The following is a 22,968-nucleotide window of genomic DNA, read 5'->3' as shown; positions in this document are numbered from 1 at the left end:
TCTATGGTGGGTAGGGACCGAGAAAAACGTTGCACACTCTCGAGTCGACTCGAGAGAGACGTCGGGCTACGAGAGGTCCGCTCGATCGAAGCGCCAGAGGCCGATCGCCACCGGGACGAGCGCCCAGAGTGCGAGCAGGACGAAGCCGAACCAAGGCTCGGCGAGCAGCGGGACGCGCTCCGTTTGATAGACGTCTGCCATCGCAAATCCGCCTTCACCGAGGACGACACTGAGTGCACTGCTGTAGGCCGAATCCGGCGGAATAGAAACGAAACTCACGAACCACTCGGGCATCGGGTCGACCATCATGCTTCCCTCCCGCCAGAACAGCAGTCCCTGCGCGAGCGAACCCCAGACGATCCAGAAGAGGACGATCAGCCCGACGACCCCGACTGCGGCCGTCGTCGTCGACCGCGTCATCGCGGAGATCCCAACGCCGATACAGACGTAGACGGCCCCGAACAGCATCGTCACGAGCGTAAACAGCAGGTAGTCGACGATCGACACCGACCCGACGAAGACGACGAGTCCGACGAAACCCACGCCGAATCCGACGAGAATCGAGACGGCGACGACGGCGGATCGACCGAGGATTTTGCCCGCGACGACCTCGCGACGACTGTGTGGCTGTCCGAGCAGGAATTTTACGCTCCCTCGCTCCCGCTCGCGAGCGATCGCCGCGTAGCTGAATACTAGCGCGATAATCGGCACGAGAAATCCCGCGGGACTCTGCAGTGCGAGGACGAGTTCCGTCGTCGACTGGGCACCCTCGCCGTCGACCTCCGCGAAGAGGTCGCCCGCCCACGACGCCAAATACGCGCCGCCGAGCGTGAACAGGGCGAAGACGGCCGTCAAGAGCGCCAGCTTTCGCGAGCGGACGGCGTCTCGAAACTCCTTCTTCCCGACGGTGATCGCACTCATTGGGCCACCCCTCGAGCATCGCCCTCGGTGTACGCGACGAACAGATCCTCGAGCGACGATTCGTCGGTTGCAAAGTCCTCGACGGTGACGCCGTACTCCTCGATAGTCCGCATGACGGTCGTCTTCGTACCGTCTCCACAGGTGACGACGACCGTCGATCCGTCCGTCGTCACCCTCGAGACCCCCTCGAGCGACTCGAGCGCCGCCCGTGCGGCCGAAGCGTCCTCGGGAATTCGATCGAGATGGAGACGGAGTTGGGTCTGATTCGGCATCGAGTCTCGAAGGCCGTCGACGGTATCCTCGGCGATCAACTGGCCGTCTCGGAGGATTCCCACTCGGTCGCAAACGGCTTCGACCTGGCCGAGGACGTGCGAGGAGAAAAAGACCGTCGCACCACGAGCGTTCTCCTCGCGGATGATCTCGCGCATCTCGCGAGCGCCGTTGGGGTCGAGTCCCGTCGACGGCTCGTCGAGGATGAGGAGATCCGGTTCGCCCACGAGCGCCGTCGCGAGCATGAGTCGCTGGGCCATTCCCTTCGAGTAGCCGCCGGCTTTCTGGTCGGCCGCGTCGGCGATCCCGACTCGCTCGAGGAGGTCGTCCGGATCGTCGCCAGCATCGTTCGATTCGATGGCGAACTCGACGTGCTGGCGACCAGTCAGTCGATCGTAACACGCGACGCCTTCTGGCAGGATTCCGGTTCGAGACCGAATCTCGAGGGTGTCGTCGGTAGCGTCGAGGCCGAAGACGCGGACGTCGCCGCTCGTGGGACGGATGAAGTCGAGGAGCAAGTTAATCGTCGTCGACTTGCCGGCTCCGTTCGGGCCGAGGAAGCCGTATATTTCGCCGCGTTGGACGGTGAGGGACAAGTCCTCGAGCGCGGTCTCCGACCCGTATCGTTTCGTCACGTTGGAAATATCGATCGTCTCCATAGTTTGTATTAGTCAGTAGTTATTTCTCAAAAGACATAGCTTATTGCACTGGATGAGTCACTATCGAGAAGGTCGCTGGATCGAGTCACCCAGCCGGCAATGGACCGAACCATTCGGCCAGCAGTGGACTGAGCCACTCGGCCAGTCGATACGATCACGATGATGGATACGACCGAACGACGAACACTCCTCGAGCGGGCGAATAGCCAGAGTGCGACCATCGGACAGGAACTGCCGGACACCATCACTGTCGGAGAAGCACAACTCCCACTCGAGGAGTTCCTCATCGAGACGCGCAAGGTCGACGGCGTCCCGGACGACGTGAAGCCGGTGCTCCGGGAGACGGAACTGAAGCTAACTGACGAGCGAAAACGACTCGTCGAACGCCTCGAGTCGGCACCGATCGATCGGGCGGAAGGCGAGGAACTCGTCGAGATGATCGTCGGCATCGACCGCGCGCACAACGCACTGCGGAGCCTGCGACGAGATCGGTTCGCGGAGGAAGCGCGAACGGCCTCGCTCGACGGCCACGAACGCTGGCTCGAGTTCGTGAACTCGATCCGACGCTGAAAGCCACTCGAACCTTTTTCGCCCCCGCTGTGGTCGGAGACCCATGGCGACATCGGACCCAGCGACTACCGGTGACTCCGGGTCGGCAGTCTCCCTCGAGAACGTCCACAAGACCTACCACCTCGGTGAGCCAGTTCACGCGCTCGACGGCGTCTCGCTCGAAATTCCGCGAGGGTCCTACACGGCGATCATGGGCCCGAGTGGCTCGGGAAAGTCGACGTTGATGAACCTCGTTGGCTGTCTCGACACGCCGACGAGCGGCACCGTCGTGGTCGACGGCCGCGACGTTGGCGGTCTAAGCGACGCCGAGCGAACGACCCTCCGCGGGACGACCGTCGGTTTCGTCTTCCAGACGTTCAACCTCATGCCGCGGCTGTCCGCCCTCGAGAACGTGGCGATGCCACAGCTGTTTCGAAACGTCGGCCGAGCGGAACGCCGTGAACGAGCGAGCACGTTACTCGAACGCGTCGGCCTCGCGGATCGAGCGGACCACCACCCGAACGAACTCTCCGGCGGGCAGCGCCAGCGAGTGGCGCTGGCTCGCGCGCTCGTCAACGAACCCGAACTCGTCCTCGCTGACGAGCCGACGGGTAATCTGGACACCGAAACCGGCGCGAACGTGCTCGAACTCTTCGCCGAGTTCCACGAGGCCGGGACGACGATGGTCGTCGTGACCCACGAACGTCACGTCGCCACCCACGCCGAGCGAATCGTTCACCTGCTCGATGGAACGCTCGAGCGCGTCGAATCTGTCGACGGAACCGATGGCGCAGACGAGCGGGGCGACGCATACGGAGGCCACTGATGCGTCTCGGCGCGAGTCTGGCACTCGCCTGGCGGTCGATTCGCGGGCACAAACTTCGCTCGACGCTGACGACCCTCGGCATCGTGATCGGCATCGCAGCCGTCATCGCGTTCGTCACGCTCGGAGCGAGCCTGCAGGCGGGCGTCATCGGCGACATTAGCCCCGACGACCAGCGCAACAGCTACGGCTGGGCGAGCGACCCCGACACCGAAGGTGGGCCACTGGCCGGTGCACAACCCGTCTTCAGCGAGGACGACCTCGAGACGCTCTCCGACGACGAGGATATCGACGCCGCCTACGGCTACATGCCGATTTCGACGCAGGCGCTCGTCTACGAGGACGAACTCTCTCCACAGAGCGACGCGCTGGTCGCGGCCGGGCCGACGTACATCAGAGACGACACGCTCGAGGAGGGTCGACAGTTCGAACAGGGCGAACGCGAGGCGGTCGTCAACCCCGCCGTCGCCGGCCAGTTCGAGGAGGATCTCGAGACCGGCGATGAACTAACCGTCGCGTTACAGGGTGGCGAGCAGACCAGCGTCACCGTCGTCGGCATCACCGAAACGTCGGAGGGGCTGAGTCCCTTCGAAGGATTCGAGCCGTCGCCGCGAGTGTACGTCCCGACGGACCCCTACTACACCGAAGACGCTGCAGGAGAGCTTCCAGGAGGCGAGGCCGGGGGTGACGGTGACGCCGGCGGCGGGGAGGGTACCGAAGGGGACGAAGCCACCGACGAGAACGCTGGCGCGAACGGCAGCGAGGACGATCAGGCGATGGCGGACGCTCGTTTCCTCGCCATCGTCGTCGAAGCCGAGTCAGCCGACGAGGAAGCGATCGATCGTGCCCAGGAGAGTGCGACCACCTACCTCGAGAGCGAGGACTCCGACGCCGGCGAGTTACTCGACGATGACCTCGAGGTAACCCTCCAGACGAGCACGGAGTTGCTCCAGCAACTCGAGGACGTGTTGGGTCTCCTGCAGAACTTTATCGTCGGTATCGCGGCGCTCTCGTTGCTCGTCGGGTCCATCGGCATCGCGAACATCATGCTCGTCTCCGTCACCGAGCGGACCCGCGAAATCGGGATCATGAAGGCCGTCGGGGCCCAAAACCGAGAGATTCTGGGGTTGTTCCTCGCAGAAGCGGTAATTCTCGGCGTCGTCGGAGCGATCATCGGCACGATTCTCGGCCTCGCCGCGGGCTATCTCGGCGTCTGGTACATCGATCTACCGCTGGTCTACCCCTACGAATACGTCGCGCTGGCGATTGTCGTCGGCGTCCTCGTCGGAATCCTCTCAGGCCTGTATCCGGCCTGGCGAGCGGCGCGCACGGATCCGATCGACGCGCTCCGATACGAGTGACGATGACGAGTACGACGTCGCGGACGGATGTGGAGCCGTCGCTCGAGGCCCAATCAGAAATTGTTTTTCAACAAATATGTGTGAAATTCGATTGGTTGGGAACGAGACTTACGTCTTCACTACGTAGTCTCGCAGGATGAAACGCCGGACGGTCGTTCGTGCCCTCGGCGGCGTCGGGACGGGAGCCACGGCTGGACTCGCCGGCTGTCTGACGCGAAACGGGGACGACGAGCCACCGAACGGCGACGACGGCGATCCAGAGCCCGACGAGCCGCGATACGACGGCACGCTCAGGGTCGCGACGTACCGTTCGATGGTCGACGGTCCGAACCCGGCCGGCGAGTGGCTCGAGGAGGCGTTTACGGAGGAGTTCCCCGACGCCGAACTCGAGTGGGTGGTTCCAAACGGCGGCGTCGACCACTACATTCGCCGCTCGGAGTACGGCGGCCAAATCGACGTCGACGTGCTCTTTGGCTTTACCGTCGGCGACCTCGCGCGAATCGACGAGCGAATCGAGGAAGGGAGTCTCCTTCGCGAACTCAATCTCGAGCGAGTCGAGGGCGTCGACGAAATCCAAGACGAGTACGAGTTCGGGGATCCACTCGGTCGAGCGCTGCCCTTCGACACGGGCTTCGTGAACCTCGTCTACGACGGGAACGAACTCGAGGGACCAGAGACGTTCGAGGAGTTGTTGGACGGCGAGTACGAGGACACCCTCCTCGCGCAGGATCCGCGAACGTCCAACCCGGGACAGGCCTTCTTCCTGTGGACGATCGACGCGATGGGGGCCGACGACGCCTTCGAGTGGTGGGAACAACTCGTCGATGCCGACGTCGACATCCACAGGTCCTGGAGCGACTCGTACGTCGGTGCCTACCTCGAGGAGGAGCGCCCAATGGTCGTTTCCTACTCGACCGATCCCGCCTTCGCCGCCAGAGAAGCAGACGATACCTCGCGTCATCAGGTCGCATTTCTGGACGACGAAGGGTACGCGCTCCCCGAGGGAATGGGGATCTTCGAAGAGGCGACCGAACCCGATCTCGCCTACGGCTTTCTCAGCACGATCTTCACGGAAGAAGCCCAATCCGAACTCGCTCACCGAAATCTCCAGTTCCCCGTCATCGACGGCATCGACACCGACTCGGCGTTCGACGGCATCGCTCGCGAACCGTCTGATCCCGTCGCGCTGGGCTACGACGACCTCGAGGGATCCGTCACCGACTGGCTCGAGGAGTGGGACGACCGCGTCGGCGACGACGTCCTCGAGAACGAGTAGTCACTGCTCGTTTTTCACGCGGCAATCGGTACATTCGAGCACGGCGGCGTACTCACCAGCAGTATGGACGAGTACGTTCTCCTCATCGCGGTCGCGAACACCGCAACGGTCCTCACGGGCGGGGCCGTCGCGTTACTCGCCTACCGCGCCTTTCGTCGGACCGGGTCTGGCGCATTGCGAGCGCTCGCGATCGGGTTTGGCTTCATCGTCGCCGGGTCGGTCTTCGGTGCGTTCGTCCACCTCCTCGGTGACAACGTCGCCCTCGGCGTCACGATTCAGAGTTCGTTCACCGCTGGCGGGTTCGGAATCGTCCTGTACTCGCTGTACGCCGAGACGTCGATGACGACCACCGTCACGATTCGTCAGTCCGAATAACGACTCGAGCGGTCGAAACGAGACCGACGTCGGTGGGACCGACGGCTTACTCGAGACGCGGCCGAATCCGATCGAGACCCATCTCGAGCATATCCGGGCTGACGGCCTGAAACTCGCCATCGTCGGGGAGGAACGGTCGAACCGAATCCCAGCTATCGCGCGCGTACCGTTCGTCGAGGAGCACGCGGACGCCGACATCCTGTGGAGAGCGAATGACACGGCCGATCGCCTGGCGAGCCTTTCTGACCGCCGGAATCGTGAGCGCGTAGGTGAACCCGTCGCCGAATTCGTCCTCGTAGGCCCGTCGGACCGCCTTCGTCCGCGGACTCGAGGTGTTGACGATCGGAACGCCACAGATGACGGCCGCCGAGAGGCGGTCGCCGCTGTAATCGACGCCCTCGGTGAGCGTTCCCCGGAGGCTCGTGACGAGAACCTTGCCGTCACCGTCGAAGAACTCGCGTTTGAGCGACTGGGTCGTCTCGGCGTCGCTCGCCGCGTCGAGCAAGACGGGTTTCTCGAGGCGCCCCTCGAGCGCGCTCGCGATCCAGTCGGCCTCGGCGTAACTCGGCATACCGACGAGGACGTTGCCGGGAAGTCGGCCGACTTTCGATATGGCGTCCACGTAGTGCGTTCGAGTCGGGTTCTCGTCCCCGGGAGGACCGCGGTTGTCGTAGGTGAACTTCGGTGCGGCAACCGCGAAACTCTCGCGGTTTTCGGCCGGGAAGTGGAGACCGTAGCGTCGTTCGACGACCGGACGGTCTTCTTCGCGCTCGAGGTACTGCAAACCAGTCACGTCGGTAAACGCGTCCATCGGCTCGAGGGTCGCACTCATGAGGATGCCGCCGCCAAAGGAGGCGAGTCGGTCGCCGATGGCGTCGCTCGGCACGCAGTTGTGCAAGGAGAGACGAGCGTTGTACGCGCGTCGCCACGAATCGGACGGCTCAGTGTCGTCCCACGTCCGCTCGAGTTCGATCTCTCGGAAGTAGTCGGTGTGACCGCGTCGGTACCACTCGCCCAGGACGCGACCGACGGCGGGGGCTGCGCGAGTTCTATCTTCGTCTTCGGCTTCGTTCAAAATTCGCTCGACGACGGCACCGACGGATTCGAGACGAACCCAATCGACGTCGCTGTACCCTTCCGTTCGGGCCCACTCTGTCAGTTCGTCTTCCGCGGGCTCGGCCGGGTCGCGAAGCGGAATCTCGGCATCGTCGAGTTCCGCGAGGTTCGACTGCCACCCCCTGTGTTTCCGGTCGAGAAACGCGGTCACTCGTCGGTCGAGTTCGCTCCGAACGTCCTGGACGAACTCGAGCGTTCGGGTGAGTTCGTCGTAGGTAACGTCGCTGTCGTTGAGTTCCGCCCTGACGAGGTCTGCGTCGGCCGTCTTCGAGCCACCCTGTGCCTGTCTCCCCTCGCGTTCGAACTTGACCGGCTGGATGACTCGAGAGAGTTCGCCTTCGGCGTCTCGGAGGGTTCGGTCTCCCACGCCGTCGCTGACCAGGTCGCGCACGCGGGGCTCTAACATGTGGGCTTCGTCACAGACGACGAACGTCGAGTCATCGAGGAGTGCCCCGGTGAACGACCCGGTCGTCTGGGGATCGAACGCGTGGTAGTAGTTTCCGATGGCGACCTCGACGTGGCCCAACACGGCCCCCATCACCGAGTGCGGGCAGGTTCCGTGGGCGACGGAGCGCGCGACCAGGTCTTCGGGCGTGAGCATTCCCGCTTCGGTGAAGTCGTAGGGGACGGCTTCGACTGCGTCACCGTCGCTGCCATCCTCGGGGAGGTCCTCGAGGTATTGCGCGTAGAACGGACAGTACTCGGTTTCGGCACCTACCGGGCCGCCCTCGCCGTACTCCGGAAGATCCGGCGGGTACGGTGTCGGTTCGCCCGCGGTCTCGAGGAACTGGCTGGTTCCGCCACCACGAGAGCCGCTGTCCGCCAGTCCGATCTGTTGGCTGCGAGCGCGTGTGGCGAGGTTCTGTGCGGTCGTGTCGCCGCCTTCGCCGGTGAGGTCGCGGGTTCGATCACGGAGCGTCTCACAGCGGTCGTAGACGTTGCCGTCGTCGATGCCAGCTTTCCCCTCGCGGTTGTACGGACAGACGTCGGCCTTTCCGACGAGCGTGAGCCCCGAGACGGGGTTCCAGTCGTCGGGCAAATTCTCGTTGATCGTCTCGAGGTCTGTTTCGAACTGGCGCAGTTGCTGTTTGACGCTCGTGAGAACGAAGACGCGCTCGTAGTCGGTGTCGGGGTCGCGAACGAGGTCGATCCCGGCGGTGAGCGCGATCATCGTCTTCCCGGTGCCACAGGCCCCTTCGATGACGGTATAGCCGCCCTCTCGAGCGGTGTCGATAGCGGATTCGATGCCGTCGACTTGCTCGTCGTAGGGCTCGCGGTGGCCGAAGATCGAACGCCAGTCCGTCATGGGTTCCGTACTCGTCGTCGGTCGTCCATAGCTGTGACGAACCAGACTGGCTCCCTTATCAGTGATAAATGTGAGGCGCTCGAGTGCGAGTGAACTTGCCGCCCCTCGGTTGTCGAAAGAAGCCTCGAAACGGGTAATGTGACGCGTATTTCAGTGTTTCGGCTGGACGTTGCCGGCGTAGTCCTTACCAGTATTGGCCACCACAGTATAACCGTGAAAGTCCCCAAGTCCCTCCGCGAAGTCGATCGAGACGGTGCAGTCGTTCGCACCCAGGAGTACGACGACGGAAGCATCATCGCCGTCGATTTCGGCGACACCGGTGAGAACGTCGCGATCGACGTCGTCGACTCCGTCGCGCTCATCGTAACCGACGACGAGCAGTTCGAGTTCGAACTGCCACCCGAAGCCAGCGACATCACCGTCAACAACGGCGTGCTCACGATCAAAGAGTAACCGCCGCGTCAGGCTCGCCGACGCGGGTGAAACACAACCCATTCCCGTTTTGCCGCCCTCGTACCGATATGAGCGAATCCGACGATTCTGATTCGGCCGTCGACGCCGACCGCTGGCGCGAGGAACTCGAGTCCAAACGCGCCGAAAAGGACGAATTCTTCGCGGAACATCCCCAGTCACCGGTTCCGCCGGAAGACCGCGAGACGTTCGACGGACTCGAGTACTTCGAGCTCGACCTCGACTACCGCGTCACCGCGACGGCGACCGTTCACGAGGACCCCGACGTCGTCCTGATGGAGACGACGGCGGGCAGAGAGATGCGCTATCTTCGCGTCGCGACCCTCGAGTTCGACCTCACTCGAGCCGACGCGGAACTCGAGGACGGTACGTACGAACTCGCAGCCTACCAACTCGAGAGCCCCAACGACGAGCCACTGTTCGTCCCCTTCAGAGACAAAACGACCGGTCAACAGAGCTACGAGGGCGGACGGTACATGGAGTTAGCTCCCGATCGGGGGCTCGAAGACGGCGACGAGATTACCGTCGACTTCAACATCGCGTACACGCCGTTTTGTGGCTACAGCGAGACGTTCGACTGTCCCCTCCCGCCGGAGGAAAACTGGCTCGAAGTGACGATTCCCGCCGGCGAACGGAACGGATAGCGTGACCATCACGCTCGCTGACGGCGGTTTCGGATCCAGCCTGTCTCGTCGACCCCGGGACCGTTTCGAGTCCGTTACTCGCGCGAAAAATCACCACAAGCGGCGGAATTCGAGTGGAAACGAGGGGGTTGCCGGAGAAGATACCTCGAGTCGAAATGGCGGGCCGTCTCATTGGGTGTCTCGAACGAGCAGGAGGCGGTTCGCCGCGCCATCGCTTGGGTCGGACAGATCGTTACGGCGCAACGCCGACGGTGAGCAACGTCCCGAACTCTCGATACCGTTCGACCATCTCCTCGCGCGTGTCCCACTCCTCGAGCGGGAATTCGGCCTCGGCTGGAATCGTGATTTCGCGATCCGGAACGTGGTCCTGCTCGGCGACTGCGAGTCCGCTCTCTCGGAACGCGTTGCGATACTGCTCGCGATCCCAGCGCGTCATCTCGATCGAGATGTTGTCTTGCCACTCGTGAGAGTGAACGTTCTCCTCGTAGTAGTTCACGGCGCAGTAGAACGTCCCGCCCGGACGAAGCACGCGTGCGACTTCCTCGAGCGTGTGGCGTGGATCGGGCGCATAGTAAAACGCCTCCATCGAAAACACGTGATCGATCGAGTCGTCGGCGAACGGCAACTCGTCGAAATCACCGACGAGGAAGCCGACGACGGGGTCGTCGGTGTATCCCGCTGCGTTGCGTGCCATTTCGGGTGAGCCGTCGAGCCCGTATACACGGCCCGCGTCCTTCGTGTCCCGCAGTGCCCGGCCGGCGTAGCCGCTACCGCATCCGAGGTCGAGAATCGTGTCGCCAGCCTCCACCGGCATCCGCGCGAGGACGTGTTTTGCGGTGTGCCAGTGACGGTCTTCCATCCCTCGGTCGCGGCCGCTCGTCGCCCACTCGTCGAACTCCTCGCGAACGCTCATACTCGAGTGCTCACGCTCGGCGATCAAAACGCGTTCGACTCGAAGTGAAGGGGGTTCGAATCCACTAAGAAACAATCGTAGCCACTGCAAGTGTTACCAACCCGATCGCCAGGCGTGTCGGCAACCAGTGTGTGAATCAGTTGAATTGATATTAGAGAAGGTTGCAGAGAGCAGTTTCTACAGATCAATCTCTTTCGCCCGCTTGATGGGATCGATGGTTTCTTTAGGGCAGCCTAAAAAGAGGAAAGTGGAGAGGTTTAGGCCGGCCGAAACCCGTGGGCATCGGGCGAAGGCCGAACCAATAGCTCCTGCTGACACACTTTTTTGGCAACCACTTCGAACTAATCGGAAGGTATATGTGTTTTAGGCCAGCCTAAATCTAGATATGCAACAGCGCGATACCGATCAAACGCAGCGATCTACGATGAGTCGTCGACCGTTCCTCGCAGCCACGAGCGCTTCGGTAGCCGGACTCGCCGGACTCGCCGGCTGTCTTGGTGATGACGACGCTCCACCGCTGACAGACTCCGATCCAGGGGAGAGCGGGGTCGATTCCGGTGGCGTCAGGTGGGACGACCTCGGCAATCTCGAGGGGGAGATCAGCATTTACTGCGGTCGCGACCGTGATCAGATCGACGACGTGTTCGAGGCGCTCGAGGACGAGTACGACGATCTCTCCGTCAGCGTCGATTACGACGATAACGACGTCCACGTGAACCAGATCATCGAGGAAGGCGACGCCACCGCAGCGGACCTCATGTACTCACAGGATCCCGGCGCGCTCGGCGAACTAGAGCGCGAGGGCGTCGTTCAGGCGCTGCCCGACGATATCGTCGAGGGTGTTCCCGAAAGCTACCGAGACCCCGACGGCTACTGGACCGGCGTCACCGGCCGCGTCCGTGCGATCCAGTATAACACGGAGCGATTAGATGAGACGGAGTTCGACGGCCCCGAGGACTTCCCGGACGACATCATGGAATTCGCAACTGACGAGCGGTTCCAGGGGATCATTTCGACGCGACCCAACTCCGGGACCTTCCGCGGATTCATCCAGGCGATGGTCGAACTCGAGGGCGAGGACGACACTCGCGAGTGGGTTCGCGGTATGATGGAAGATCAGGACGCCCAACTCTTCACGAGCGGGGGAGACCAGGCAGCGGCCGTCGAGCAAGGCGGTGACGACGACCCGATCATCGCACTCGGAAACAGCTACTACGCCGCCCGTCTCATCAGCGAGGACCCCGACTCACCGATCGACGTCGCGTTTACGGAGAACGACGCCGGCTGTCTGTTCAGTGTCGCGGGCGTCGCCGCCACGAACGCCGTCAGCGACCCCGACCTCGTCGCGGAGTTCGTCCGTCACCTGATCGCCGAAGAAGGCCAAGAGCTCATGATGGAACAAAACGGCGAGTACCCCGTCGTCGAGGACGTCGACTACGTCGACGAACTCCCAGACCTCGACGAGATCAACCCACCCGAATTCGATCTCAGCGACTTCGACATGGACATGCAGGGTGCCAGAGACATCATCGAAGACGAAGGGATGGAAGTCTAAAACGCGAGAATAGAGTTGTTACACGCTACGGGGGCATCGTAACTACCCGCCTTCGACTTGCAGTGGGGCGAGAGCGGTTCGGGGGATTTAGGTGAACCTAACTCAAAGCACGTAGCGACAGCCGGTTTCGACATACCGAGTAGCCGACCATAATGAAATCACTCACGAACTATCTCGACGCTCCGCGGTCGCTCGAGGAACTCTCGAAGCGACTCGGCGTGACCGACCGCTCGATGGCCGCCTTGGTACTACTGAGTGCCGTCGTCGCGTTTCTCGTCATCTCGCCGATGTTCTGGTTGCTCTGGCGTGCGATTACGGTCGAACCGTCGCGAGCGATCGACCTCATCTTCTCTTCGCGGACTGCCGGAACGACGATCAACAGTATCGCCTTGATGGGGCTCGTGACCGTGTTCTCGATTGGACTCGGCGTTCCGCTCGCGATCCTCACGACCAGAACAGACCTCCCGAACCCACGATTCTGGACCGTCGTCGCCGCGCTCCCGCTCGTTATCCCGAGTTATATCGGTGCGATCGCGTTCACCGGAATGTTCGGCTCCGGCGGGCAGGTCGATACGCTCTTCGGGACGACGATTCCGAACCTCGACGGACTCCCGGGGGCCATATTCATCATCACGCTGTACACGTACCCCTACGTGTTCTTGACGACGAGAGCCGCGTTGCTGTCGATGGATAGTTCGATCGTCGACGCCGCACGAACCCTGAACGCCGGTCCACTCGAGGCGTTTCGCCGCGTCACCCTTCCACAGATTAGGCCGGGAATCGCCGCCGGTGCGTTGCTCGCCGGCCTCTACGCTATTTCCGACTTCGGAACGCCCGCGTTTATGGGTGCGAGCGTCTTCACGAGTCGAATCTACTGGGAGTTCAACAACTTCGCCGTCGAGTACGCCGCGTTGCTCGCGCTGCAGTTGATTGCGATCGTCGCGATCGTCCTCGTCATCGAAGCGGGTATCGGTCGTGACGAAGACGCAACCGGTGGCCCCAGCAACGGCAGCGTGATCCGCCTCGGCCGCTGGAAGTGGCTGGCAATAGGCTTCATCTCCTCGCTCGGAGTGCTCACGCTCGTCATTCCGGTTGCGATCTTTACGAACTGGCTGTTTCGCAGTCAGGGAGATCCGATCTCGTCGCTCGAATTCGAGTGGGTCTACGCGTTCAACTCGGTCCACCTCGCCCTGATCGCCGCATTCGTCGCCTGTCTGTTCGCCCTTCCCGTCGCCTACTACTCGGGCCGAACGAACTCGCTACTATCGCGGATCTTAGAGCGAGCGACCTACATCGGATTCGCCGTTCCCGGCGTCGTCATCGGACTGGCACTGGTGTTTCTCGGGACCAGAACGCTCCCTTCGTTTTACCGCCAGGGAATCTGGCTGCTCGTCTTCGCCTACGTCGTTCGCTTCCTGCCACAGGCCGTCGGAACCGTTCGTTCGTCGGTCCTGCAGGTAGACGCGAAGACGATCGAAGCCGCACGGACGCTAAACGCCAGTCGACTCGAAGCGTTCAGACGAATTACGCTCCCGCTGATCATGCCCGGCGTGGTCGCCGGCGGTGTTCTCGTCTTTCTGACGACCATGAAGGAACTCCCAGTAACGCTGATGCTTCGTCCCGTCGGCATGGAGACATTAGTTTCTATCATCTGGGGGGCTCAAGCCGACCTCGCCTATCGATACGCGGCGTTCCCGTCGCTGTTGCTCATCCTCATCTCGGGATTCTCGATGCTCATCTTGCTTCGCCAGGAAGGGAGCGATCTCAACTGAGCATTCGCGATCACTCAAACCGATAGAAGAAACGACAGAGTGTCAGTTGTCGACACCAAACAGATCCGCACTATTAAGTCGGTTCCGAAAGTTGTTCAGGCCAGTAATGGAGTATTCGCTTGCAATCGACGAGACACCAGCAACGGTATCGGGTGGAACGGGTGTACTGTTACTTCACCCGAGTACGGGTGAAACGGACCGCATCGATACCGATTTTCTCAAAACCGACACCGACTACTTCCTCGTCATCTCCACACGAACCACCGCCCGCGAAGTCAAACAAAAACTCGAGTACTACGACGTCGACGAAGACTGTGCCGAGATTCTCGACACCCTCAGTATCGAACGCGGCTACTCCCGACGCTCCGCCGACACCGTCCACTACGTCGCCGCACCCGACGACGTCGACGGCATCGTCGAACACATCGACGGCTTCCTCGAGGCACACGATGGCAAACTTCGCCTCAGTTTCGACTCCATCACCGAACTCGCCTACTACGCCGGCGACGAGGAAGCTCTCGAAACCGCCGAACGGATCGTCGAATTGCTCGAGAAACACGACGCAATCGGTCTCTTTCACGTCTCGGAAGACCCCCACGACGAGGCACTCGTTGCGCAGTTCCGTGACGTATTCGACGGAACGATCGATCTCGACGAGGACGGCCACATCGACACCGACTTCGACTAACTAGTAATTCCAGTCCTTCGCGTTCGTCGCTCGAGAAATTGTCACTCCTCGAGAGAATCGAACGTCTTCTCGGCCCATGTCACCGCGTACTCGGCACCGTGATCACGGTACGCACTCGTATCGAGTGCCGCAAACGGCGCTGGAAGTTCGATGGCGTGTTTGATCGCTGCACACGCGAGTTCGGTTGCATCTGCAAAGTCCGTCTCACCCCGGGCGACGGCCCGTGGCAATTCCGAGACTCGATCCTCGAGTCGCGTTCCCGCATCCTGCCACGCGTCGGCGAGGGCAGGGTGGGCCTCGTTCCACGTCGCGAACTCCGCTCGGGTCTGGAGACCAACCCATCCATCGTATAGTGCCGACGCTACCTGATACGTCTCGTTCGGATCGAGTGCGACCGCGTCGTCGAGTTCGCGATACTGGTCTTCGAAAAACCCGAGGAAGTGTTCGGGAACGCCGAGTGATACCTCGACGACCGCCTCGGCGAGTAAGAAGTCGACGAACGCCTCCGGCGACCCTTCGACACGAGGCTTGATAATCACGACCGGCGGATCACTCTGGCGAGTCCACGCGACGCTTCCATCACCCGGCATACCGATCGTGAAGTCCGTACCCGCGTATCGAGTGAGCAACGTCGGGGCGTCGTTCGGAAGCCACTCGGCAGGATAACTCGCCGGCTCGAGCGAATCGACGAGGAGACCGAGATCTTCGGCCTGTGTGGGCGGAATCGTCTCGAAGTCTCGATCCGACTCGAGGACGCGAACTGTCGGCGCGTAGGACTCACGAACGGACTCGACCGAACTCGAGAGGTCGCGAGTCTGGAACATCAGACGAGAACAGTCTGGAAGACGACCAACAGTGACAGGAGTGCTGCGACGGTGATCGTGGTGAGAACGACCTTGGTTGGAGTGCTCATACGCTACTGAACTCGACCGCGTCGCTTAAATCCATCTGTCTCGCCTACCGATCCCCGACGAGTTCCATCGCGAACGAGACTCACGGGCACCGATTTGAGACGATCCCCAGAGCAGGGGTGGCGTCCGCTTAGATCCCTTCGGAAAACGAAACGGGTGAGACCATTGGAAAACCTTCATTTCAACTGGAGTATGTATTCTGTATAGTCCCGTCGTATGCCGCCAGAAGTGAGGTTCTGGAGTTGCAACAGAGGGGTCTGTTAAGGAGAGCCTGAGCGAACCGAATCCAAACGCTCTGGTTTCGGAATCGACTCCCTCGAGAGACTCGTTGGTCACGGTCGTACCCGGTGGCACTCAAACAGGCCGAACGCTACTACTGGACTACCCGGTGAACTCGACTAACGGGCTACCCGAAAGACCCAACCCACGAAATTACTCCTCGTCTTCGTCGTTTCGCCAGGAATCGGGAACGTCGATAACGTATCGGCCGTCCTCTTGCAGCGAGATAATGTACTCTTCGCGATTGTAGAGTTCCATGAGGTTGAGTTCGTACTGTCCCGGACTCACGATCTTGATACTCTCGAATTGTTCGTTGAGTTCCGCGCGGAGTTCTTCGATCGACGGTTGCTCTCCCGTCGGTTCGCTGACGACACGACCGTCACTCGGTGGCTGCGCATCGCTCGAGGCTGCGTTTGCGTGTTGTGGATGAGACGCACCATCTCGTGTATCTGGAGACGGGTGATCCGTTTCCGGAAGATCGTTACTCGAGACGACTTCACTCCGAGCATCGGCCTGTGCCGTATCCTCGTCGTCGGCAACAATCGTCCCGTCTGCTCGAGTTGGAGTTGGTTCGGCGTTCGTTTCGGGTGTACGCTCGTTGCCGTCACTCGAGGGTTCAGACGACGCTGGACTCGAAGCCGGGGTGGCCGACGCCGACCCCTGTGTTTCCGGTGCACCCCGATCCCCATCCGACGGGGCATCCGACCGGTTTTCGGGTCGACGAGCTGTTTCGGGCCACGCAGTAAATTCCTCCGTCGTCGACTCTTCGGACGGGTTGTCCGGTTTGGCCTCGTCGGGCCACGATTGGGGCTGTGGCTGTGACGAATCGCGTTGGCTCGGTGTACTCGACTGCGGCGATCGTTCTGGTGACGATTCGCTCGAGGCTTGTGGCGTTTCGCTCGTCGTTGGCGGCGATTCGCTCGAGACCGGTGGAGCATCGTCTGCGGTATCCGACTCCGAGGAAACCCAGCCACGAACTGTTTTCGCAGCACGCCCGACGGTTCCGGTGGGAGAAGACGAAGACGGAGAGGACGCGTCACCAGCACTCTCGGTAGCACCCGCTGACGCCTCACTCGAGTGAGCCGAGTTGCTCGTCGCTTGTCCAGACGGTGCAAACTGGAACTTGTTTCCACCGCAGTCTGGACACCCCGACAACATCTCTTTGGAACCGTCGGGAAATGTGCGACCGCAGTTCGTACATTCGTGTGGCATTAGTCTCGGGACACGAGGGCACTGATCAGCGTTTCATCCTTGTGGAGCGTTTCGATTTGATTTGCAGGACCGATAACAGTCAACTTTGCTGCAGACTCGTTGTTACCCATAATCCGACCGAGCAACGAGGAATCGCGTGTCGAGGATTTTGGATACGTCTCGATCTCGATCCCGTTGAACTCATCGGGACTGATTTCGGACATCGTCACCTCGATCAGTTTACTCTCTTCGTCAGGACTCAGTCCTTCCTCGAGAATAACGATGTTCCCCTCGTGGACGCCATCCAAGATCATCCGGATCTTCTCCATCGAGGCCAAACTATCCATTCGTTCGCCGCTGATCAAGTCGATCTGGACACCGTCGGGTGTGTCTGGGTCGTCTGCGTTAGTTGCGTGTGGCATCGTTGCTCACCCGAAGTACTCCGCAATTTTTTCGTACACTTCGTCCATGTTCTCGCCTTCTTTCGCCGAGAGCGGGACGGTCTTGTGCTGTGGGAACGCGTCTTCGATCCGTTTGACGCTCGAGTCCTCGAGGTCGATCTTGTTTGCGAAGATCAACACCGGGAGATCGCGAGATTCGATAATCCCGATCAACATCGTGTTGACTTGCGTGATCGGATCCTCTGCGCTATCGAGCACGTAAATGACGCCGTCGACGTCCTCACGAAGCCAGTGCATCGCCTCTGCGACGCCTTCGGTGGCCTCGCGGGAGCGACGGATCGCATCGTCTTCTTCCATCTCGTCGGTAAACTCCTCGTAGTCGACTTTCGTCGTCACACCAGGCGTATCGACGATATCGATCGTTACCGACTTCCCCTCACGTTCGATCTGAACATCTTCTTTCCGGCGTGCGCGACGCGTTTCGTGTGGGATATGACTCTCCGCACCAATCGCGTCACCAGTCCAGTCTCGAGCGATTCGGTTGGCGAGCGTTGTCTTTCCAGCGTTTGGTGGACCGTAGATACCGATTCGTTTGGGTTCCTCATCCGTAAAGAGGCGGTCTGTAACCCGAGAGATACTAGTTTTGAGTTCTGTGAACAGTCCCATCCTTGGGGCCCTCCAGCACCGCGGGTGGCAGTTGCGCGACCGCGGGGTGCATCTGCGCGTACTACAAACTGAATCTACTTAAGCCTACGTCAGACGGATAGACAATTCACCGTACCAGTGTAGCGTGATGTGATTCTCGAGAGTTGAGTGATGCGTTGAAGCAACCTTCACACTCTAGTTCTATTACTCTAGTCGCTACTCACCGTTCTTTCACACTCTGCTACTGCAGTCACTCCTCACCGTTCGTCGCCACAATTTGTGCGCACCATTCGTCGTCACGATTCGTGCGCGATGATAGAAACAAGCACGGAATACCTCGGATAGATTGGAGCTCGCCTGGTCCAGAGCAGAAGCTACCTTCGTTCAGCAACGATCCGTGTCTGGGAGTTACGGTCGTGTAAACTGGATACATCCCCACGACTACCAGGAACATTCGACATGACAGGGCATGGATGCTAAGAATATATCCCACGAATACTACGAACAGATAACGTGCCGACCCATGAATATTGAAAGCATGCAACATGGGAATTGAATGCATGCAACATGAAAATCGATATACTGGGTTGGATCTCGGTACTGAATGTTCGAGAGGGATCACCCCCACCCCTTCGTTTCGACTGGAGACGTCCGACCCCCTGTGGGGGATCGTTCGTCGAATCTGGTCGCTTCCGGATGGAGAAAACGACGATACTGCTGATGTTCCGGACGTGAAGCCTCTAGAGGAGTGATTTGGTGGAGAAGAACTAGTCTAGTAATTCATGCAGTCTAGAGACGCCGTTCTAGCAGGGTCTAGTAACTAATACCAATACATCTAGTAAAAATCTGTTTTTGCTAGTGCTACGGACCGTGTTTTTCACCTAACTACTTAAAACCCTCCCGTTTAGAAGACCTTTCGAGACCCCCTCCCTCCTTCGGCGCGCTCCACCTGAAACGAAGGGGTGGGGGGCTTCACTCACTCCCGTAACTGGTTCCGACAACGAACCAATCTCGTTTAGAGGGGGTTCCACGGCCGTTATCGGACGCCCAACGGAATTTTCCCTCCGTCCTCGACAGTCCAATCAAATCGATTTATTCGCCGCTCGAGTAGACTCCGTCAGCATTCCTAGAACTTTCATTCTAATATCTAATTGCCCTTATTGGTACTAGAACAGTGTGATACGCACGGTGCTCGATCCACAAGCTAGTCTCTCTCCAATCTCGGTATGTGAGTTACACCACTGCGTTGGATGTTAGCACAATCAAACACGGGACTCGAGTAACGTTCTACTACTACTCGAGACAGTGCAAGCGGAGTGCATCGATCGTCGAACACTGTTCGTGTGCAATCGACCTGAAACGGACGTGTTAGGTGGTTCTGATGGGTCGGTCTGTCTTCGGCTGGTCGCAGGTTTTGCGTATTAGCGCTCAACGGACGACAATCGTCGACTCTCTCGTTCCTCGCCCTGAAGCGAAGGGAAGAATTTAATAGCCTGGTTTTCCTCTGTTTCGTTTGCATCAACTGGACCCCGGTTAGGAACGTTTGGTAGTAGATCACCAAATATGGGCCATCTACCCCACAATATTCCTGATTTTGGGTCTTGGATTCCACTCGAAGTAAGGGGGTATGTGTACGACGGATGTCAGACGATAATTCAGAACCCACAGGCGCAGACCACGTCGATACCGACGAGGCACACGGATTCTCGAATCTCGAGCGATCCGATCTCGATGGCAATGACTCGAGCCAGGGGCTATTCGACGATCTGCTCAGCGGCGAACCGATTTTCGAGAACAAGGAAGTGCTTCGTCCTTCCTACACGCCACACGAGCTCCCACACAGAAGCGACCAGATCAACAAGATGGCGACGATTCTCGTCGCAGCGTTGCGCGGGGAGACACCCTCGAACATTCTCATCTACGGGAAAACTGGCACTGGGAAAACTGCGAGTGCAAAATTTGTCAGCAAAGAACTCGAGAGTACGTCCCAGAAGTATAGCGTTCCCTGTGACGTCGAATACATCAACTGTGAAGTCACTGATACGCAGTATCGCGTGCTCGCGCAACTCGCGAACAAGTTCATCGACAAGAACAAAGAACGCATCGACGACCGAATCGACGACCTCGAGGCGCTCAAAGAGGCATTCGAGGAGTACGATCGAGCGTCTCAGTCGGACCCCGACGTTTCCGCTGGAACTGACACCGGGTCGGAGACGTTGTTCTCAGAGACGGCGGACCACGACGATACATCCGGGGGGACACCCACGGAGTTGAGATCGCCAGATGACGTAGATGCGCACGCTGTTACCGACGAATCATCGGAAACTGATACCCACACCGATGATCGAGCTACTCCGAACGCATCGTCGGGCGATGGCTCCGAACACCCTTCCGCGGTTCCAGCTGAAACGAAGGGGGAACCTACCGAGTCGACGGTGGCGGGTTCCGACACACCGGCCACGGCGGAATCATCGCCACACCCACTCGAGTCGACGCCGTTCGAAACGAGCGAGGATATCGACGATCGAATCGCCGAACTCGAAGACGACAAGGAATCCTTCGAGGAAGTTCCGATGACTGGATGGCCGACAGACCGCGTCTACAGCGTCTTTTTCGACGCCGTCGATTACGACGAACGCGTCGTCGTCATCATGCTCGACGAGATCGACAAACTCGTGGAGAAAAGCGGCGACGATACGCTGTATAACCTCTCGCGAATGAACTCCGAACTCGAGAACTCGCGCGTGTCGATTATCGGTATCTCGAACGATCTGAAGTTCACCGACTTTCTCGATCCTCGCGTCAAATCCTCACTCGGCGAAGAAGAGATCGTTTTCCCACCTTACGACGCGAATCAACTGCGTGATATCCTCGAGCACCGCTCGGAGGTTGCGTTTAAAGAAGGTGCACTTTCGGACGACGTTATTCCCCTCTGTGCTGCATTCGCCGCACAGGAACACGGTGACGCACGGCGAGCGCTCGATTTGCTTCGCACGGCAGGCGAGTTAGCGGAACGATCTCAGACGGAGACGATCGTCGAAGAACACGTCCGCCAGGCACAGGACAAGATCGAACTCGACCGAGTCGTCGAAGTCGTTCGGACGCTGCCGACACAGAGCAAACTCGTCCTCTTCGCGATCATTTTACTCGAGAAAAACGGCGTCAACAGCATCAACACTGGCGAAGTGTTCAACATCTACAAGCGCCTCTGTGAAGAGATCGACGCAGACGTCTTGACCCAACGCCGCGTGACGGACCTCATCAGTGAACTCGATATGCTCGGTATCGTGAACGCAGTCGTCGTCTCGAAGGGACGATACGGTCGAACGAAGGAGATCAGTCTCTCCGTTCCGCTCGGTGAGACGGAGGCCGTGTTACTCTCGGATTCCCGCCTCAGCGATATCGACGAAGTTCAGCCGTTCGTCCAGGCACGATTCGAAAACTAACTACGTTCCCCGTGAGGGAAACGCGTACTCGGGTCTCCCTCGATCGATACACCGACGAACAGCAACGTCGTTCCTGTCGAGAGCTCGCACGTCTCCCCTGTCCAGTCGAAATAGGGGGCTATCGGCGGACAACGAAGCACCGATATGCTGCGACTGCCTCCGCTCTCGTATGAACAGACGGGCAGTTCTCGTCGCGTGCTCGAGTCTACTACCACTGGCTGGCTGTACGACACTTTTCGAAGACGATGCGATCGATAAACGAGGAGAACTCGATGTCGTCATCGACGGCGAACCACACGACCTTTCCGCCGATCGATATCAGGCGGAACACGCCGACGATCACTCGATCGACTTTCACCTCCACGAACACGACGATCAGTGGTACATGGAAGGTGAGGAACCGGTAACGTTCGCAACCGGAATCGATCTCCTTCCTCACTTCGAGTACGAAACCGAAGCCGACGACCACGTCGTGACGATAGACGACACTGTCTACGACGGGTCGGAGTCTCCGACGTCGATCGACTTTCTCGCCGACGACGAGTCAGTCGATCCGACCTCCTACGAGATCCAAGATGGGGATGCGCTTCGACTCGAGATCGAGACCGACGAATAACCCGCTGTACCGTCGGTTGATGCGTTAGGCGACTGTCGTCTGTTATTCGGGTGCAGCGTACTCGAGTGCTGTTTCTCTCTGAGCCGTTTGGTTACTCCTCGTCGACGCGTTCGGCTGGAACGCCGGCAACGGTCGTGTTCGCGTCGACGTCTTTCGTGACGACCGAGCCTGCACCGACGGCTGCACCTTCACCGATCGTGATGTCACCGAGTAACGTCGCGTTCGCCCCGATGTGGACCTCGTCTTCGACCGTCGGGTGTCGTTTGACTGGTTCGTTCCGATCGCCCCCGAGCGTAACGCCGTGGTAAAGATGTACGTCATCACCAATTTCGGCTGTTTCGCCGATGACGACGCCCATTCCGTGGTCGATTGTCACGCGTCGCCCGATCGTCGCACCGGGATGAATTTCGACGCCGGTCACTATGCGGACGAGATGCGAGAGGAACCTGGCGAGAACTCGCACGTCGCGCGTCCAGAGCCAGTGGGCGAACTGGTGGGCCCAAACGGCGTGCAACCCAGGATAACAACAGACGACCTCGAGGGACCCGGTTGCAGCCGGGTCACGCTCGCACATCGTGCGGACGTCTTCACGAAGCCGGCTGAGCATTTTCCTCCCGGGAGGTCGCGGTCGCTGGAGTGTGATGTGCACTGGGAACGTTCGTTCGACCGCACGAGTGACACCACCGGCTGTCGACGCGAGTGTGGTCGTTCCAGCCGATTTCAATACTCTTGCCGGTGGTGTTCATATCCATCCGTTCCGACGAAATCACCTAAAAGGGT

Annotated in this window: 21 protein-coding genes; 12 read left to right on the top strand and 9 right to left on the bottom strand. The window is 59.9% G+C overall.

The annotated features are described in order from the left end of the window. Window positions 1-66 precede the first annotated feature (66 nt). Both BB347_RS13960 and BB347_RS13955 read right to left on the bottom strand, forming a co-directional pair. Entirely contained in the window at window positions 67-921 is an 855-nt protein-coding gene (locus BB347_RS13960) for an ABC transporter permease (protein ID WP_076583245.1), read from the bottom strand. Next, a complete protein-coding gene (locus tag BB347_RS13955) occupies window positions 918-1,850 on the bottom strand; it encodes an ABC transporter ATP-binding protein (RefSeq protein ID WP_076583243.1) in 933 nt (310 codons plus the stop codon). Before BB347_RS13955 ends, BB347_RS13960 begins: the two co-directional genes overlap by 4 nt. 162 nt (window positions 1,851-2,012) lie before the next feature. On the opposite strand from BB347_RS13955, the gene BB347_RS13950 reads away from it, so the two are divergent. From BB347_RS13950 to BB347_RS13930, 5 genes are all read left to right on the top strand, one after another. Then, a complete protein-coding gene (locus tag BB347_RS13950; protein ID WP_076583241.1) occupies window positions 2,013-2,420 on the top strand; it encodes a DUF5788 family protein in 408 nt (135 codons plus the stop codon). Window positions 2,421-2,463: 43 nt separating this feature from the next. Continuing rightward, entirely contained in the window at window positions 2,464-3,225 is a 762-nt protein-coding gene (locus BB347_RS13945) for an ABC transporter ATP-binding protein (RefSeq protein WP_076583239.1), read from the top strand. Then, a complete protein-coding gene (locus BB347_RS13940) occupies window positions 3,225-4,583 on the top strand; it encodes an ABC transporter permease (RefSeq protein WP_076583237.1) in 1,359 nt (452 codons plus the stop codon). Before BB347_RS13945 ends, BB347_RS13940 begins: the two co-directional genes overlap by 1 nt. A 136-nt stretch (window positions 4,584-4,719) precedes the next feature. Then, a complete protein-coding gene (locus tag BB347_RS13935; RefSeq protein WP_076583235.1) occupies window positions 4,720-5,859 on the top strand; it encodes a thiamine ABC transporter substrate-binding protein in 1,140 nt (379 codons plus the stop codon). Window positions 5,860-5,922: 63 nt separating this feature from the next. Continuing rightward, on the top strand, window positions 5,923-6,234 hold the full coding sequence (locus BB347_RS13930; protein WP_076583233.1) for a DUF7521 family protein: 312 nt from the start codon (window positions 5,923-5,925) through the stop codon (window positions 6,232-6,234). Window positions 6,235-6,280: 46 nt separating this feature from the next. Here the strand turns inward: BB347_RS13930 and BB347_RS13925 are convergent, their stop codons facing one another. After that, entirely contained in the window at window positions 6,281-8,656 is a 2,376-nt protein-coding gene (locus tag BB347_RS13925) for an ATP-dependent DNA helicase (RefSeq protein ID WP_076583231.1), read from the bottom strand. Between the two features lie 213 nt (window positions 8,657-8,869). Here BB347_RS13925 and BB347_RS13920 point away from each other — a divergent pair, with 213 nt between their 5' ends. After that, a complete protein-coding gene (locus BB347_RS13920; protein ID WP_076583229.1) occupies window positions 8,870-9,109 on the top strand; it encodes a DUF7127 family protein in 240 nt (79 codons plus the stop codon). 68 nt (window positions 9,110-9,177) lie between these two features. Next, window positions 9,178-9,771 (top strand): DUF1684 domain-containing protein, encoded by a 594-nt coding sequence (locus BB347_RS13915; RefSeq protein WP_076583227.1) that lies wholly within the window; start codon window positions 9,178-9,180, stop codon window positions 9,769-9,771. 232 nt (window positions 9,772-10,003) lie between these two features. Here the strand turns inward: BB347_RS13915 and BB347_RS13910 are convergent, their stop codons facing one another. Beyond that, complete coding sequence (locus BB347_RS13910; RefSeq protein ID WP_076583225.1) at window positions 10,004-10,684, bottom strand: class I SAM-dependent methyltransferase; 681 nt, start codon at window positions 10,682-10,684, stop codon at window positions 10,004-10,006. 385 nt (window positions 10,685-11,069) lie between these two features. Between BB347_RS13910 and BB347_RS13905 the strand changes: the two genes are divergently transcribed. The 3 genes from BB347_RS13905 to BB347_RS13895 all read left to right on the top strand — a co-directional run bounded on the left by BB347_RS13905 (window position 11,070) and on the right by BB347_RS13895 (window position 14,699). Further along, window positions 11,070-12,239, top strand: a complete 1,170-nt coding sequence (locus BB347_RS13905) for an extracellular solute-binding protein (RefSeq protein WP_076583223.1) — start codon at window positions 11,070-11,072, stop codon at window positions 12,237-12,239. A gap of 152 nt (window positions 12,240-12,391) precedes the next feature. Then, the gene (locus BB347_RS13900) at window positions 12,392-14,011 is read left to right on the top strand and encodes an ABC transporter permease (protein WP_076583221.1); all 1,620 of its coding nucleotides are present in this window, start codon (window positions 12,392-12,394) and stop codon (window positions 14,009-14,011) included. Between the two features lie 106 nt (window positions 14,012-14,117). Beyond that, window positions 14,118-14,699, top strand: a complete 582-nt coding sequence (locus tag BB347_RS13895; protein WP_076583219.1) for a DUF7090 family protein — start codon at window positions 14,118-14,120, stop codon at window positions 14,697-14,699. Between the two features lie 41 nt (window positions 14,700-14,740). On the opposite strand, the gene BB347_RS13890 is transcribed toward BB347_RS13895, so the two are convergent. The 4 genes from BB347_RS13890 to BB347_RS13875 all read right to left on the bottom strand — a co-directional run bounded on the left by BB347_RS13890 (window position 14,741) and on the right by BB347_RS13875 (window position 18,147). Next, window positions 14,741-15,523, bottom strand: coding sequence for a DUF7089 family protein (locus BB347_RS13890; protein ID WP_076583217.1), 783 nt, complete (start codon window positions 15,521-15,523; stop codon window positions 14,741-14,743). A 519-nt stretch (window positions 15,524-16,042) separates the two neighbouring features. Further along, entirely contained in the window at window positions 16,043-17,101 is a 1,059-nt protein-coding gene (locus tag BB347_RS13885) for an OapC/ArvC family zinc-ribbon domain-containing protein (RefSeq protein WP_076583216.1), read from the bottom strand. Next, entirely contained in the window at window positions 17,101-17,502 is a 402-nt protein-coding gene (locus tag BB347_RS13880) for a DUF2073 domain-containing protein (protein WP_076583214.1), read from the bottom strand. The genes BB347_RS13885 and BB347_RS13880 overlap by 1 nt, the downstream gene beginning before the upstream one ends. A gap of 6 nt (window positions 17,503-17,508) precedes the next feature. Next, window positions 17,509-18,147, bottom strand: coding sequence for an Era-like GTP-binding protein (locus BB347_RS13875; protein WP_076583213.1), 639 nt, complete (start codon window positions 18,145-18,147; stop codon window positions 17,509-17,511). A 1,619-nt stretch (window positions 18,148-19,766) separates the two neighbouring features. On the opposite strand from BB347_RS13875, the gene BB347_RS13870 reads away from it, so the two are divergent. Together BB347_RS13870 and BB347_RS13865 are read left to right on the top strand one after the other, a co-directional pair. Continuing rightward, window positions 19,767-21,572: an AAA family ATPase gene (locus BB347_RS13870; protein ID WP_076583211.1), complete on the top strand. Its 1,806-nt coding sequence runs from the start codon at window positions 19,767-19,769 to the stop codon at window positions 21,570-21,572. Window positions 21,573-21,741: 169 nt separating this feature from the next. Next, on the top strand, window positions 21,742-22,188 hold the full coding sequence (locus BB347_RS13865; RefSeq protein WP_076583210.1) for a hypothetical protein: 447 nt from the start codon (window positions 21,742-21,744) through the stop codon (window positions 22,186-22,188). 91 nt (window positions 22,189-22,279) lie between these two features. On the opposite strand, the gene cysE is transcribed toward BB347_RS13865, so the two are convergent. After that, the gene (cysE, locus tag BB347_RS13860) at window positions 22,280-22,795 is read right to left on the bottom strand and encodes a serine O-acetyltransferase (RefSeq protein WP_076583208.1); all 516 of its coding nucleotides are present in this window, start codon (window positions 22,793-22,795) and stop codon (window positions 22,280-22,282) included. Between the last annotated feature and the right edge of the window lie 173 nt (window positions 22,796-22,968).

It is taken from the genome of Natronorubrum daqingense (assembly GCF_001971705.1).
In the GTDB taxonomy this organism is placed as follows: domain Archaea; phylum Halobacteriota; class Halobacteria; order Halobacteriales; family Natrialbaceae; genus Natronorubrum; species Natronorubrum daqingense.
The sequence above is the reverse complement of the archived record's forward strand: the minus strand, read 5'-3'. Positions and strand labels throughout refer to the sequence as shown.